Below are 13779 nucleotides of genomic sequence, written 5' to 3' on the forward strand. Positions count from 1 at the left end.
TCGGCGGAGCCTTCTTCCCGGTTTCACGGGGGGAAGGCTCATGCAGACGGTCACCGACATCGCCAAGGACATCGTCGCCCGCGAGGGCGGCTACGTGAACGATCCCGACGATCCCGGGGGCGCGACGAAATACGGGGTCACGGTCCACACGATACGCCGCCTCGGGCTCGACCTCACGGGCGATGGGCGCGTGAATGCGGCCGATGTACGCAAGCTCAGTCGCGAGCAGGCTGTAGAGATTTTCGTCGAGCACTATTTCCGCCGTCCGCGGATCGCCGAGTTGCCCGATCAACTTCAGCCCTCGGTCTTCGACATGTATGTCAATGCCGGCGCGAACGCGGTGAAGATCCTCCAGCGGCTCCTGAACGAGATGGGCCACGACCTTGTCGCGGATGGCGCGATAGGCCCGATGACCATCGCCGCGGCCCATCGCGCCGCTGGAGGTGCCGCCGACCTGGTCGCCGACGCCTACGGCATCGCGCGGCGGAACTACTACTACGCGCTCGCCGACGCCCGCCCCGCCTCCCGCAAGTACGCCCGCCGCCGCGACGGCGGCAAGGGCGGCTGGATCGCGCGGGCCGAGGAGTTCATCTCGCCCCGCTTCCATCTGACCGAGGGGCAGCACCGCGAAAGGACCGCCGCATGGGCATGATCGGACGCATTCTCGGCGCGCCCGCCGCCACCGAGGCCCTCGGCCGCGCCGCGACCGAGGTGGCCGAGGTCTTCACCCCGAACGCCACGAAGAAGATGCAGGCGGCACATGACGCCTATCTCGCCGCGCTCGGGGAATTCGGGGCGGAGTTCCAACATGCGCGCCCGGGCCTTTTCGACCGGTTCGTGAACGGGCTCAACCGTTTGCCGCGGCCGCTGCTGGCGCTCGGCACTCTCGGTCTATTCGTCTACGCGATGGCCGATCCAGACAGCTTCACGCGCCGCATGGTTGGGCTGAACTACGTGCCGGAGCCTCTCTGGTGGCTGCTCGCCGCCATCGTCGGCTTCTATTTCGGCGCGCGAGAGGCGCATCATTTCCGCACGCGGCCCGTCAACGCGCCGCCGCCGGCCGCCGCGACGCCCGCGCCAGGATACGGCAATCCCGCCTTGGCCGAATGGCGGCAGCGCGCGGATCGCTGACCCTCCCTTCTTCTGTTCCGAAATACCTCCGGGGGTGAATGCCCCGGACCTGATCCGGGGCAGAGGGGGCAGGCCGCCCCCTCAATACTCCGCGACATCGGCGCGCAGCCCATTGGCCCCGACCGCGCGGGCCGCTATGCTCGCGCGCATGATCGTCGAGCTTGGCCACTTCGCCCTGATCCTTGCCCTCATGATCGCCTCCGTGCAGGCGGTCATTCCGCTTGTCGGCGCGCACAAGGGCTGGCGCGGCTGGATGGCGCTCGCCGGACCTGCCGCAACGGCGCAATTCCTCTGTGTCGCGGCCTCGTTCGCCGCGCTGACCTACGCCTTCGTCACCTCGGACTTCTCGCTCAGGCTCGTCACGCTCAACTCGCACACGGCAAAGCCGATGCTGTACAAGATCTCGGGCGTTTGGGGGAACCACGAGGGGTCGATGCTTCTCTGGGTGCTGATCCTCGCGCTCTTCGGGGCCTCGGCGCACTGGTTCGGCCAGGGCTTGCCAGAGCGCTTGAGGGCACGGGTGCTGAGCGTGCAGGCGATGATCGGCGTTGCGTTCCTCGCCTTCATCCTCTTCACCTCGAACCCGTTCCTGCGCCTCGGGGTGCCGCCTTTCGACGGGCAGGATCTCAATCCGCTCCTGCAGGATCCCGGTCTCGCCTTCCATCCGCCGTTCCTCTATCTCGGCTATGTCGGGCTCTCGATGGCCTTCTCTTTCGCCGTAGCCGCGCTGATCGAGGGCCGGGTCGACGCCGCCTGGGCGCGCTGGGTGCGGCCTTGGACGCTCGCCGCCTGGATGTTCCTGACCGTCGGAATCGCGCTCGGATCCTGGTGGGCCTATTACGAGCTTGGCTGGGGCGGGTTCTGGTTCTGGGACCCGGTCGAGAACGCGTCCTTTATGCCCTGGCTCATCGCCGCCGCGCTCCTTCACTCCGCGATTGTCGTGGAAAAGCGCGAGGCGCTGAAAAGCTGGACCATCCTCTTGGCGATTCTCGCGTTCGGTTTCTCGCTCATCGGCACGTTCATTGTTCGCTCGGGAGTGATCACCTCTGTACACGCCTTCGCAAACGATCCCGAACGGGGGATCTTCATCCTCGCCATCCTCGGCGTTTTCATCGGCGGGGCGCTCACGCTTTTCGCCGCCCGCGCCGGTTCGATGGAGGCCAAGGGGGTCTTCGCGGTCGTCAGCCGTGAATCGGCGCTGGTCTTGAATAACGTGCTGCTCGCGGTCGCGGCCTTCGTCGTCTTTGTGGGCACGCTCTGGCCGCTGATCGCCGAGCTCGCCCTCGACCGCAAGCTCTCGGTCGGCGCGCCGTTCTTCAACCAGGCCTTCACCCCCTTCATGGTGATCCTCGCGGCGATCCTGCCCTTGGGTGCGATCATCCCGTGGAAGCGGGCGCGGGTCGGGCGGAGCGTGAAGGCGCTTTATCCGGCGCTGATCCTCGCGCTCGCGCTCGGCGCGCTGGCCTTCGTGGTCGGGACCGGGCAGAGCGCACTCGCGCCGATCGGCGTGGCGCTCGGCAGCTGGCTGATCGCAGGGGCCGCGGTGGAGATCTGGCAGCGCGCGGGGCGCACGCCCGCACGCCTTGCCCGCCTGCCGCGCGCGGACTGGGGCAAGGCCATGGCCCATTCGGGGCTCGGCGTCACCTTCATTGGCATCGCCTGCCTTATGGCCTGGGACGTCGAGGACATCCGGGTCGCCCGGGTGGGCGAGCCCTACGAGGTCGCAGGCTACGAGATCACCCTCGACGGGGTCGAGCAGGTCGAGGGGCCGAACTATGTGTCGACCCTCGCGACGATCCGCATGGCGCGCAATGGTCGCGAGGTGGCGATTCTCCATCCCGAAAAGCGCGTCTATCCGGTCGCGGGCATGCCCACGACCGAGGCCGCCATCTCGAACGGCGTCTGGCGCGACCTCTATCTCGTGATCGGCGACGAACAGGCCGATGGCGGCTGGACCGTCAGGACCTACATAAAGCCCTTCGCCAACTGGATCTGGGCGGGCGCGATCGTGATGGGGCTCGGCGGACTCGTGAGCCTGACCGACCGGCGCTACCGCGTGGCGGCGGGTGCGCGGCGGGCACCCGCCGTCGCCGCACCCGCGGAGTGACTTCATGCACCGCCTGATCTTCGCGCTTTGCCTTCTTGCCGCGCCGGCCTTCGCCGTGCAACCCGACGAGATCCTCGACGACCCGGCGCTCGAGGCGCGGGCGCGGGAGCTGTCGAAAGGGCTTCGCTGTCTCGTGTGCCGAAACGAGAACATCGACGAATCGAATGCCGGATTGGCCCGCGACCTGAGGCTCCTCGTGCGCGAGCGGCTGGTGGCGGGCGACAGCGACGACGAAGTCATCGCCTATCTTGTCGACCGCTACGGCGAATATGTCCTTCTTCAACCGACCGCCACCGGCGGGAACCTGATCCTCTGGATTGCCGGGCCGGCGATGTTCCTCGCGGCGCTTGGCGGCGCTGCGATCTATCTCCGCCGCCGCAGGCCCGAAGCCGGGGCCGCACCCGCGCCGCTCAGCAAGGCAGAGCGCGACCGGCTCGACGAAATCCTCAAGAAGTGACGCGCGGTTTCGCTTTCCCGCCCGCCACGGGACGTTAGTCTGACCCCGGCAAGCAGCCGGAGGACAGGCATGGCATACGAGACGATCACCCTTGAAGAAGCGGATGGAATCGCCGTCGTCACGCTCAACCGGCCCGACGTGATGAACGCGCTCAACACGAAGATGCGCGCCGAGATCACCGAGGCCGTGACGAAGGTAGCCCAGACCGCCCGCGTGATCGTCCTGACCGGCACGGGCCGCGCCTTCTGCTCGGGCCAGGACCTCTCGGACCGCGCCTCGGGCGAGGAGTTCGACCTCGAAAGGACGCTTGCAGAGGAATACGAGCCGATGCTGCGCGCCATCCTCGCCGCGAAGGTGCCCTTCATCGCGGCGGTGAACGGGGCGGCGGCGGGGGCGGGGGCCAACCTTGCGCTGGCGGCCGATGTGGTGATCGCCGCCGAAAGCGCGAGCTTCATCCAGGCCTTCGCGCGGATCGGGCTGATCCCCGATGCGGGAGGGACCTTTGTTCTACCGCGCGCGATGGGGATGTCCCGGGCCATGGGGGCCGCGCTTTTCGCCGACAAGGTGACGGGCCGTCAGGCGGCGGATTGGGGCATGATCTGGGAATGTGTGGCCGACGACGCGTTCGACAGCCATTGGCGGGCGCGGGCGAAGCAGCTTGCCGAAGGTCCGACCCAATCCTACGCCCGCATCAAGGAGGCGATGCGCGCAAGCCTTGCCAGCGATATCGACGCCCAGCTCGCACTCGAGGCGCGGCTTCAGGGCGAATGCGGACGGACGGAGGATTTCCGCGAAGGAGTCGCGGCCTTTCTCGAAAAACGGCCTGCGCGGTTCCGAGGGCGCTGAGCCCAGCGCCGGGCTCTCCGACCGGCGCTTTCTCCGCATCCCCGCTTGACCCGGCCGTGTCTCGGGTCGAGACTTGCACCACCGGGGCGCATGGCCCGAAGGCACGGGGGCCAGCGACCGATCGCGCCCGTCAACGTGCCGTCAGGGGGGATACGACATGCGCTGTTTCACGGTACTTGGGCCGTCTCAGTCGGGAAAAACCGAGCTTGTCGGGGCGCTTGCCGCGCTCGATGGCGAGCCGGTCCGATCCGAGACGGCCGGCCATCTGACGCTGAACCGGTTTTCCTTCATGGGCGAAGAGTGGTGCGCGCTCGACATGGCGGGGGGGCCTGAATTCGCACGCATGGGCGGGGCAGCGCTGCTGGCCGCCGATGCCGCCGTCCTCTGCGTCGCACCAGACCCTGACGAGGCTGTGCTGGCCGCGCCGTGGCTCAGGGCGGTGGAGGCGGCGAACGTGCCCTGTTTCATCTTCATCAACCGCATGGACACGCCGAAGGGCCGGGTCCGCGACATCGTCGCCGCGCTTCAGAACTACACCGGACACACCATCGTCCTGCGGCAGATCCCGATCCGCGAGGGCGGGGAGGTCGTGGGTGCCGTTGACCTCATCTCCGAACGCGCATGGCGATACCGCGACGGCCAGACCTCGCAACTCGTCGAAATGCCGGGCGATGCCGCCGAACGCGAGCATGAGGCGCGTGCGGAGTTGCTGGAACAGATGTCGGATTATGATGACGCGCTGTTGGAGGAGCTCATCGAGGACCGCGAACCCGCGACCGGTGCGCTGTTCGAGATTGCCAGGCGCGAGACCCAGCATCGCGACGTGCTGCCCACCTTTCTTGGCTCGGCGAGCAACAAGAACGGTATCCTGCGCCTGATGAAGGCGCTCCGGCACGAGGCGCCCGACGTCTCGAAGCTGCGCGAGCGGCTTGGCGAGGACAAGGCGCTGGCGGTCGGGTTCCATGCGCAGATCCGCAAGCATTTGGGCAAGTGCGTGATGCTGCGAGCGCTCAGTGCTGGCGTCGCGCAAGGCGCCGATCTCGGCGATGGCCATCTCGGAGGGCTCGTGCATATCGGCGAAAAGGGCGGCATCGACCATCTGGAACCCGGCGAAATCGGGATATCGGTGAAATCCGACCAGCTCGATTCGGGCCGTATCTTCACCGCCGGAGCCGCGCTGGAGGTGCCCGATTGGGCGAAGGGTTGCCCGCCCGCGCTCGCCCGGATCGTGACGCCGGAACACGAACGCGACGAGGTCCGCCTGTCGGCCGCGCTTGCGCGGCTGGGCGAGGCCGACCCGATGCTGCGCGTGGCGCAGGACGAAGGCTCGGGCCACGTGCTTCTGAGACTTCAGGGCGTCATGCACGAGCGGCAGGTCCTGTCAGTCCTCGCCGAGGATTTTGGCATCGAGGTGACGACCAGCCAGCCCGATCCCCGCTATCTCGAGACGATCTCGGGCAGCGTCGACGAGCATTACCGTCATCGCAAGCAATCCGGTGGCGCCGGCCAATTCGCCGATGTGGCGATCACCGTCCGGCCGGTAGCCCGCGGAGAGGGCTTTCAGTTCGCCGAGACAGTGAAGGGCGGCTCCGTGCCGAAGAACTACATCCCCGCCGTCGAGGAAGGCGCGCGTGAGGCGCTCGACAAGGGGCCCTTAGGCTTTCCGGTGACCGATCTGTCGGTGACTCTGACCGACGGCAAGCACCATGCGGTCGACAGCTCCGACTTCGCGTTCCGCACGGCGGGCCGAATGGCGCTGCGCGAGGCGCTCGGCAAGTGCGGACCGGTGCTCTTGCAGCCGATCGACCGGGTCGATGTCCATGTCCCCTCGATCTATTCGGGGGCGATGGTGTCGCTGATCTCCTCGCTCAAGGGGCAGGTCCTGGGCTTCGACGGCGATCCGAATTTCCGCGGTTGGGACATCTTCCGCGCGCTCCTGCCCGCCTCGCAGGAGGAGGATCTGGTCATGGCGCTCGGCTCGGCCACGCAGGGCACGGCCTGGCACGAGACGACATTCGACCACTACGAGGAGATCTACGGCAAGGAGGCCGAACGGATTTCGAAGGAACACGCGGAGGCGGCGGCGTAGGTCTTCGCCGCGAGCCGGCAAGCCTGATCGGCGTCGGAGTTCGGCAGGGAGGGCTTGCGATCGTTCGGCGGCGCTTGTCCGGGTCAGACCGTTACATGCGCTCAAGATGTGAACGTCTAAGCCGGTTCCGGTGCGTCTTGGCAGATATTCACCACGCCGCCGTGCAGACCGAAGAATTCGCCGCCGGGAAAGGAAAAGGGCCGCTCGAATGAGCGGCCCGCTTCGCCGTACCTACCTTGTCAGCGCTCTTCCACCTCGGCGTAGTCGCGCCGCGTCTGGCCGATGTAAAGCTGGCGCGGGCGGCCGATCTTCTGCGTCGGATCGGCGATCATTTCCTTCCACTGCGAAATCCAGCCGACCGTGCGGCTGACCGCGAAGATCGGCGTAAACATCGAGGTGGGGAAGCCCATCGCCTCGAGGATGATGCCGGAGTAGAAGTCGACATTCGGGTAAAGCTTCTTCTCGACGAAGTACTCGTCCTCGAGCGCGATCCGCTCGAGTTCCTTGGCAACCTTCAGCGTCTCGTTGTTGTGGATGCCGAGAAGCTCCAGCACCTCGTCGGCCGATTCCTTCATCACCTTTGCGCGCGGATCGAAGTTCTTGTAGACCCGGTGTCCGAAGCCCATCAGGCGGAACGGGTCGTTCTTGTCCTTCGCACGATTGATGTATTCAGGGATGCGGTCGACCGTCCCGATTTCCCGCAGCATCTCGAGGCAGGCCTGGTTCGCGCCGCCATGGGCAGGGCCCCAGAGGCAGGCGATGCCGGCGGCAACGCAGGCGAAGGGGTTGGCGCCCGACGAACCTGCCAGCCGCACCGTGGACGTCGAGGCGTTCTGCTCGTGATCCGCGTGCAGCATCATGATCCGGTCCATCGCCTTCGACAGGACCGGGTTGACGACGTAGTCCTCGCACGGAACGGCGAAGCACATGTGCAGGAAGTTCGAGGCGTAATCGAGCGAGTTCTTCGGATAGACGAAGGGCTGGCCCATAGAATACTTGAACGCCATCGCCGCGATCGTCGGCAGCTTCGCGATCATGCGGATCGCCGCGACCTCGCGCTGCCAGGGATCGGTAATATCGGTCGAGTCGTGATAGAAGGCGGACATGGCACCCACGACGCCGACCATCGTGGCCATCGGGTGGCTGTCGCGCCGGAACCCGCGGAAGAAGTAGTGCATCTGCTCATGCACCATCGTGTGGTTCGTCACGCGGCTTTCGAAATCGACCATCTGCTCGGCATTCGGAAGTTCGCCGTAAAGCAGCAGATAGCAGACCTCGAGGAAGTGCGACTTTTCTGCAAGCTGCTCGATCGGGTAGCCGCGATAGAGAAGCTCCCCCTTGTCGCCGTCGATATAGGTGATCGCGCTGTCGCAGGCTGCGGTGGAGGTGAATCCCGGATCGTACGTGAAAACGTCGCCCTGAGAATAAAGTTTGCGGATATCGATGACGTCCGGACCGACAGTCGGTTGCAGGATCGGGAGGTCGAGGGTCTTGCCGTTGAAGCTCAGCGTCGCGTTCTTGATCATCTTGTCCATCGCAGCTCCCTTTCCAATCTGCCTCGCGGTGAAGTCCACGAAGCGGATATACGTCGCGACGCGGCCGCCCCGGCTTCGCCTTCAGGCCGTCGCATCTTTCAATCGGGCGATCGTTTCGTCCCGCCCGATCACGAGCATCATGTCGAAGATGCTGGGGCTGACCGTGCGCCCGGCAAGTGCTGCCCGGATTGGCCCCGCGATCTTGCCGAGCCCGATCCCATGAGCCTCGGCGACCTTGGCCACGGAGGCCTCCAGCATTTCGCGCTCCCAGCTAGCATTTTGCAGCTGCGGCGTCAATTCTGCCAGTATACCACGGGATACCGGATCCAGCGCCTTGCCCGCCTTCTCATCCGGGTCGATGGGGCGCGTAGCCAGTACAAAGCGAGCTTTGTCAATAAGTTCCGGAAACGTCTTGGCGCGATCCTTGACGCAGTAAAGCGCGCGTGACAATCCATCTTTCTGCGCCTGCGAAAGGATTGGCTGGCCCGCGGCCGCCAGAAATGCCTCAATTTCAGGCAGAAGCTCGGCGTCCGGCGTAGCCGCAATATGCTGACCAGACAGATTCTCGAGCTTCTTGAAGTCGAGCCGCGCCGGCGCGCGACCGATTCCCGCCAGATCGAACCACTCCTTCGCCTGCTCGTCGGTGAAGAATTCCGCGTCGCCATGCGCCCAGCCGAGCCGGGTCAGGTAATTGCGCATGCCCGCGGCCGGATAGCCCATTGCCTGGTACTCCTCGAGCCCGACGGCGCCGTGGCGCTTCGAAAGCTTCTTGCCGTCCGGGCCGTGGATCAGCGGAATATGCGCCCAGGCCGGTTCCGCCCAATCCATGGCCCGATAGACCTGAACCTGGCGTGCCGCGTTGTTCAGATGATCGTCCCCCCGGATCACATGCGTGACGCCCATGTCGTGATCGTCCACGACGACCGCCAGCATGTAGGTGGGCGTACCATCGGAGCGTAAACATACCATGTCGTCGAGCTGGTCGTTGCGGAACGTGACCGTGCCTTGAACCGCATCCTCAATTACCGTCTGGCCTTCGCGTGGCGCCTTCAGTCGGATCACGAACGGCGCGTCCGGGTGGGTCGCGGGACCGGCGTCGCGCCACGGGCTGAGAAACAGGGTCGAGCGGCCCTCGGCGCGGGCCTTTTCGCGGAACGCTTCGATTTCCTGCGGCGTCGAGAAACACTTGTAGGCGTGTCCCCGCGCCAGCATCTCGCGTGCCACCTCGGCATGACGCTCGCGCCCGTCGAACTGGCTGACAACGTCGCCGTCCCAGTCGAGGCCAAGCCACTTGAGGCCGCGCAGGATCGCGTCCGTGGCCTCTGGCGTGGAGCGTTCGCGGTCGGTGTCCTCGATGCGCAGGAGGAACTTGCCGCCGCGTCCGCGCGCGTAGAGCCAGTTGAAAAGCGCCGTGCGCGCGCCGCCGATGTGCAGGTAGCCGGTGGGCGAGGGGGCGAAGCGGGTCACGACATCGGACATGGGCGCGTTAACCTTTCGGAAACCATGAACGTTCAGGCTGAGGCTGTCATTAGGCAATGCCGGACGGGGAGACAAGGTGCGGGCGGCGATCGCCATGCTGGAGGCGCTGGGGGCGGAGCGCGGGCGGCTCCTGCCCTGGGCGCCGGTCTTCCTGGCGATGGGAATCGGCGGCTACTTCGCGCTGCGCTACGAGCCGGGGGCCGGGACGCTAGGTGCCGCGACCCTGATCGTCGGCCTGGCCGCGCTCGCCGGCCGGCGCGGGCCGGAGCTTGCGCGCGCGCCCGCCACGGGTCTCGCTCTGATCGCCGCCGGGCTCCTTCTCGCGGCCGCGCGGGCGCATCTCGTGTCCGCGCCGGTCCTGCCGTTCCGCTACTACGGGCCGGTCGAGGGCCGCGTTGTCGCGATCGACCGCTCCTTCTCCGATCAGCTTCGCCTGACGCTCGACCGTGTCGTCCTGAAGGACATGGCCCCCGACCGGACGCCCGCCCGCGTCCGGGTCGCGCTGCACGGCGAGCAGGGGTTCACCGATCCGCAGCCCGGTCTCACGGTGATCCTGACCGCCCATCTCTCGCCGCCCGAAGGTCCGGTGGAGCCCGGCGGCTTCGACTTCCAGCGCCTCGCCTGGTTCTCGCGCCTCGGCGCGGTCGGCTACACGCGCGCGCCCGTCCTTGCGCTCGAGCCGCCCGAGGGCGCGCTGGCGCTCGCGGCTTTCCGGCTCCGCATGACGATCTCCAACGCGATGCGGGAGCATATAGACGGCCAGGCGGGCGCCTTCGCCGCGGCTCTCATGACCGGCGACCGGTCGGCCGTCGAAGCCGCGACGAACGACGCGCTCAGGGCATCGAACCTCTCGCATCTCATCGCGATATCGGGCCTCCATATGGGGCTTCTGACGGGCTTCGTCTTCGGCGCGGTGCGCTACGGGCTCGCGCTCGCGCCGCCCGTCGCACTCAGGATCAACACGAAGAAGGCCGCCGCCGTCGTGGCGCTTCTCGCCGCCGCCATCTACCTCGCGCTCGCGGGTCCGAGCGTGGCGACACGCCGCGCCTTCATCATGGCGGCGGTGATGCTCGTCGCGGTGCTCGCCGACCGGCGCGCGATCTCGCTCCGCTCGGTCGGCATCGCGGCGCTGATCGTTCTCGTGCTCGAACCCGAAAGCCTGGTTGAGCCGGGCTTTCAGATGTCTTTCGGCGCCACGGTGGCGCTCATCGTCGCGTTCCAGCCCTGGGTGCGCCTCCAGCGCCATGTGCCGGGCCTGCTCCGGCCGGTGGCGATGCTGATTCTATCTTCGGCGGCCGCAGGGCTCGCCACGGCGCCCATCGCGGCGGCGCATTTCAACCGGATCGCGGAATACGGGCTTTTGGCGAACCTGCTCGCGGTGCCGGTCATGGGGACCCTCGTGATGCCGATGGGAGTGATCGCCGCGCTTCTCGCGCCGGTCGGGCTTGCGACCCCGGCGCTCTGGCTGATGGGGCAGGGCACGGGTTTCATCCTCTGGGTGGCGGCCTGGGTCGCCGCGCTCGACGGCGCGGTCCTGGCCGTCCCCGCGCCGCCCGATGCAGTGCTGCCGCTCCTGGCGCTCGGCGGACTCGTCCTGCTCGTAACGCGTTCGCTGCGAATGCGTGCAGCCGGAGCGGCGGCCGCGCTGGCGGCACTCGTCATCTGGGCGGCGGCGGAGCGTCCGGCGTTGCTCGTTGCCGGCGATGGCGGCCTTGTGGGTCTTCGAACAGCCGAAGGGCGGGCGCTGTCGAAGCCAAAGGGTGCGGGCTTCGTCGCGAAAAGCTGGCTCGAGGATGACGGCGACATGGCGCTGCAGGAAGACGCCTTCGCCCGGCCGGGGCTCCAGGGCGAGAAGGGCGCGATGAGGGCGGGCCTCGGCACTGTCGCCGCGTGGCATTTCACCGGCAAGGGGGCCGAGTCACGCGCGGCCGCCGCCTGCCGGGACGGCGCGCTCGTGATCCTGTCCGCCCGCTGGGAGGGCGCGGAGCCCGGTACCTGCCAGGTCTATGACGCGGCGCGGCTGCGCCAAACCGGCGCGCTTGCCGTACATCTCGATGACGGAAAGCTCCGCATCGTCACGGCGCGGGAGATCGCGGGCGACCGGCTGTGGAACCGCCGCGAACGGCCCGCGCGCGAGAGCCGCCGGGCCGCGCTCGAGTAAGGGTCAGTAGCTGCGGATCAGGCCGACAAGCTTGCCCTGGACCTTCACATGGTCCTCGGGTAGGACGCGCGTCTCGTAGGCCGGGTTGGCCGCCTCAAGCGCGATCATGCTACCCCGGCGCCGGAAGCGCTTGAGAGTCGCCTCCAGCCCCTCGACGAGCGCCACCACGATATCGCCATTGTCGGCCGTCGATTGTTCGCGGATGACGACGATGTCGCCGTCATTGATCCCCGCGTCGATCATGGAATCGCCCTTGACCTCCAGCGCGTAGTGCTGGCCATGGCCCGACAGCATCGAGCCGGGCACCGCGACGTGATGCGACACTTCAGAAATCGCCTCGATCGGCACGCCCGCGGCGATCCGGCCCATGACGGGAAGTTCCAGGGCCTGAACCGACGACACCGCCATCGCGCCTCGGGGCGGGCCGCTGCGGTCGCCCTCGATCACACGGGGCGTGAATCCCGGCTTCTCCATCGCCTCGGGCAACTTCACGATTTCGATCGCACGGGCGCGGTGGGCGAGGCGGCGGATGAAGCCGCGCTCCTCGAGCGCGGTGATCAGCCGGTGAATGCCCGACTTCGAGCGCAGGTCGAGCGCGTCCTTCATTTCGTCGAAGGAGGGCGTCACGCCGTCCCGAGCCATGCGTTTCTGGATGAAATCCAGGAGTTCCAGTTGCTTGCGCGTCAGCATGATGCCTGTTTTCCTTTGCCGATTGCAACGCTGTTCAAAGGATGTTCTACGCGCGTTCCCGATTTGTGTCAACGAATTGGGGCCGGCGCCCGTCAGAGCGGGATATAGTCCGCGGCCGCGCCGGCCGCCCTCGGCCCGTCTCCCACCGGCCTGATGAGAAGCGCGTCGGCGTCCGAGAGGACCGTCAGAAGCGCGCTGTCCTGGCGGTCGAACGGATGGATGAGTATCTCGCCGCCGCGCGCCGTCAGTCGCGCCCGCATGTAATGCGCGCGTGGGCCGTTCGCTGCAACGCTGGAGGCGAGCACACCACGCCGGACCGGGGCCGGACCGGCCGGCAGGCCCTGCATCGCGGAGAGAACTGGCGACATGAAGATGTGACCGCAAACGATTGAAGAGACGGGATTGCCGGGAAGCCCAAGCAGAACCGACCCACCGAGCCGCCCCGCCATCAGCGGCTTTCCCGGCCGCATCGCGATCTTGTAGAAAGACCGCTCCATCCCCATGCCGGCGGCGACCGCGCCGACGAGGTCGTGGTCGCCCACCGACGCGCCGCCGATCGTCACCACGAGATCGGCATCGCCCGCCAGGTCGAACGCGAAGCGCAATGACGCCTCGCTGTCCCGTGCAATGGGCAGCAGCCGCGCCTCGGCACCCGCCGCCTCGGCGAGCGCGGCGAGCGCGAAGCCGTTCGAAGCGACGATCTGGTCGGGGCCCGGTTCTTCCCCGGGCATGACGAGTTCGTCACCAGTCGCGATCAGGGCGACGACAGGGCGGCGGGCCACGGCGACATCGGGCACATTCATGGCAGCGATCAGCGCCAGGTCGCTCGCCGTGAGCCGGCGCGGCGCGTCGATCCGGTGACCGGCGCGGAAATCCTGACCCTCGGCGCGGATGTTCGTCCCTGTCTCCAGACGATCCCCCAGCGCAATCCGGTCGGCGTCGCGGCGCACATCCTCCTGCAGGACGACGCGCTCGCCGCCCTCTGGCACCGGAGCGCCAGTGAAGATCCGGACCGTCTGGCCCACGTCGATCGAACCGGAGAAAGCCTTTCCGGCAGCGGCTTCGCCGATGACATTTAGCAACGCGCCGGGCCGATGATCGACCTCCCGGATCGCGAAGCCGTCCATCGCCGAGGCGGCGAAGGGTGGCTGGTCGCGGCGCGCGACGACCGGCTCCGCCAGAACCCGACCGGCGGCGTGGCGCAGGGGAACGGTCTCGGCGGGCAGCATTGGTGCGAGCGCGAACAGCCGGGACAGCGCATCTTCGACCGAGATCATGCGCCGC

General features: G+C 67.4%; 11 protein-coding genes. 7 read left to right on the plus strand and 4 right to left on the minus strand.

All coding sequences use genetic code 11. The features are described from left to right. Nucleotides 1–40: 40 nt before the first annotated feature. From DEA8626_RS06040 to DEA8626_RS06065, 6 genes are all read left to right on the plus strand, one after another. Nucleotides 41–652, plus strand: coding sequence for a holin-associated N-acetylmuramidase (locus DEA8626_RS06040; protein WP_108852117.1), 612 nt, complete (start codon nucleotides 41–43; stop codon nucleotides 650–652). Next, on the plus strand, nucleotides 643–1131 hold the full coding sequence (locus DEA8626_RS06045; protein ID WP_108852118.1) for a holin family protein: 489 nt from the start codon (nucleotides 643–645) through the stop codon (nucleotides 1129–1131). Before DEA8626_RS06040 ends, DEA8626_RS06045 begins: the two co-directional genes overlap by 10 nt. Nucleotides 1132–1279: 148 nt before the next feature. After that, nucleotides 1280–3238, plus strand: a complete 1959-nt coding sequence (locus DEA8626_RS06050; protein WP_108853341.1) for a heme lyase CcmF/NrfE family subunit — start codon at nucleotides 1280–1282, stop codon at nucleotides 3236–3238. Between the two features lie 4 nt (nucleotides 3239–3242). Next, nucleotides 3243–3695 (plus strand): cytochrome c-type biogenesis protein, encoded by a 453-nt coding sequence (locus DEA8626_RS06055; RefSeq protein ID WP_108852119.1) that lies wholly within the window; start codon nucleotides 3243–3245, stop codon nucleotides 3693–3695. Nucleotides 3696–3764: 69 nt separating this feature from the next. Next, a complete protein-coding gene (locus DEA8626_RS06060) occupies nucleotides 3765–4541 on the plus strand; it encodes an enoyl-CoA hydratase-related protein (RefSeq protein WP_108852120.1) in 777 nt (258 codons plus the stop codon). A gap of 157 nt (nucleotides 4542–4698) precedes the next feature. After that, nucleotides 4699–6630 (plus strand): elongation factor G, encoded by a 1932-nt coding sequence (locus tag DEA8626_RS06065; protein WP_108852121.1) that lies wholly within the window; start codon nucleotides 4699–4701, stop codon nucleotides 6628–6630. A 239-nt stretch (nucleotides 6631–6869) separates the two neighbouring features. On the opposite strand, the gene gltA is transcribed toward DEA8626_RS06065, so the two are convergent. Both gltA and gltX read right to left on the minus strand, forming a co-directional pair. After that, nucleotides 6870–8156 carry a citrate synthase gene (gene gltA / locus DEA8626_RS06070; RefSeq protein ID WP_108853342.1) on the minus strand — a complete coding sequence of 429 codons (1287 nt, stop codon included), beginning with the start codon at nucleotides 8154–8156 and terminating at the stop codon, nucleotides 6870–6872. 90 nt (nucleotides 8157–8246) lie between these two features. Further along, the gene (gene gltX, locus DEA8626_RS06075; protein WP_108852122.1) at nucleotides 8247–9644 is read right to left on the minus strand and encodes a glutamate--tRNA ligase; all 1398 of its coding nucleotides are present in this window, start codon (nucleotides 9642–9644) and stop codon (nucleotides 8247–8249) included. A 76-nt stretch (nucleotides 9645–9720) separates the two neighbouring features. Between gltX and DEA8626_RS06080 the strand changes: the two genes are divergently transcribed. Beyond that, nucleotides 9721–11805, plus strand: coding sequence for a ComEC/Rec2 family competence protein (locus DEA8626_RS06080; protein ID WP_306418092.1), 2085 nt, complete (start codon nucleotides 9721–9723; stop codon nucleotides 11803–11805). 3 nt (nucleotides 11806–11808) lie between these two features. On the opposite strand, the gene lexA is transcribed toward DEA8626_RS06080, so the two are convergent. After that, entirely contained in the window at nucleotides 11809–12495 is a 687-nt protein-coding gene (lexA, locus tag DEA8626_RS06085; protein ID WP_108852123.1) for a transcriptional repressor LexA, read from the minus strand. Nucleotides 12496–12587: 92 nt separating this feature from the next. Then, entirely contained in the window at nucleotides 12588–13772 is a 1185-nt protein-coding gene (locus DEA8626_RS06090; RefSeq protein WP_108852124.1) for a molybdopterin molybdotransferase MoeA, read from the minus strand. Nucleotides 13773–13779 lie beyond the last annotated feature (7 nt).

The organism is Defluviimonas aquaemixtae, assembly GCF_900302475.1.
GTDB lineage: Bacteria > Pseudomonadota > Alphaproteobacteria > Rhodobacterales > Rhodobacteraceae > Albidovulum > Albidovulum aquaemixtae.

Coding starts and splice junctions, on each gene's coding strand:
- DEA8626_RS06050 (WP_108853341.1), top strand. CDS start 1,280: ATGATCGTCGAGCTTGGCCACTTCGCCCTGATCCTTGCCCTCATGATC.
- DEA8626_RS06040 (WP_108852117.1), top strand. CDS start 41: ATGCAGACGGTCACCGACATCGCCAAGGACATCGTCGCCCGCGAGGGC.
- gltA (WP_108853342.1), bottom strand. CDS start 8,156: ATGATCAAGAACGCGACGCTGAGCTTCAACGGCAAGACCCTCGACCTC.
- gltX (WP_108852122.1), bottom strand. CDS start 9,644: ATGTCCGATGTCGTGACCCGCTTCGCCCCCTCGCCCACCGGCTACCTG.
- DEA8626_RS06060 (WP_108852120.1), top strand. CDS start 3,765: ATGGCATACGAGACGATCACCCTTGAAGAAGCGGATGGAATCGCCGTC.
- DEA8626_RS06055 (WP_108852119.1), top strand. CDS start 3,243: ATGCACCGCCTGATCTTCGCGCTTTGCCTTCTTGCCGCGCCGGCCTTC.
- DEA8626_RS06045 (WP_108852118.1), top strand. CDS start 643: ATGGGCATGATCGGACGCATTCTCGGCGCGCCCGCCGCCACCGAGGCC.
- DEA8626_RS06090 (WP_108852124.1), bottom strand. CDS start 13,772: ATGATCTCGGTCGAAGATGCGCTGTCCCGGCTGTTCGCGCTCGCACCA.
- lexA (WP_108852123.1), bottom strand. CDS start 12,495: ATGCTGACGCGCAAGCAACTGGAACTCCTGGATTTCATCCAGAAACGC.
- DEA8626_RS06065 (WP_108852121.1), top strand. CDS start 4,699: ATGCGCTGTTTCACGGTACTTGGGCCGTCTCAGTCGGGAAAAACCGAG.